Raw genomic sequence first — 601 nt, 5'->3', positions numbered from 1 at the left:
CAATGAAGGTACCCACGGATCTCAGGGGTAGCGCTTCTGCCAAAAATGTTATCCAATAACACAGTTCGCGGGGGATACGGCTATATCCTTTCGCGTCCATAGCGGCCTCCAGAAGTTTGTCAAGTGTGTCTTCGGCCTCGTGATAGATTTTGGGACATCCCAGTCCCCAAAATCGACTCGGCCTTTGACAACCTATTTGTGCCCCAGCCGTCCTGGTCACCAAGCACTACGCAACAACTTCGCAAGCTCGTTGCTGCTCCGTACTTGGCTCCCAATGACTGGACGCCACGTTCGGAGGCCTACTTTGTTTTCCCTCTGGCGCAAGGCACGCCGGGAAAACAGTGCGGCCTCGCGGCTACTGGGGTCTACCAGCCTTCGCTTCGCTCTCCATGGCTGGCAGCGGTTGATTTCTCTTCTGAGAGGCCGCGCCTTGCTATGTCAACTATTTTTTGAGATTTTTAGTGGTTTTTCTCCTCTGAAACTCTAAACTCTAGTTAGTTACCGTCTATAAATAGCTATCTTTTTCGGGCAGCTCCAGATAATTAGCGCATGCCAATATACTGAATTAATTAATCACCTGCCTTGACAAGGATATTGTCGT

General features: G+C 50.2%; 1 protein-coding gene. It reads left to right on the top strand.

Going from position 1 to position 601, the window contains the following annotated elements:
• Nucleotides 1-139 precede the first annotated feature (139 nt).
• Nucleotides 140-487, top strand: a complete 348-nt coding sequence (locus tag ACOCD2_RS25125) for a hypothetical protein (protein ID WP_419626375.1) — start codon at nt 140-142, stop codon at nt 485-487.
• Nucleotides 488-601 lie beyond the last annotated feature (114 nt).

The sequence above is a fragment of the Thiolapillus sp. genome, from assembly GCF_048562965.1.
Lineage (GTDB): Bacteria > Pseudomonadota > Gammaproteobacteria > Chromatiales > Chromatiaceae > Thiolapillus > Thiolapillus brandeum_A.
This window is presented reverse-complemented; position numbering and strand designations above follow the sequence as displayed.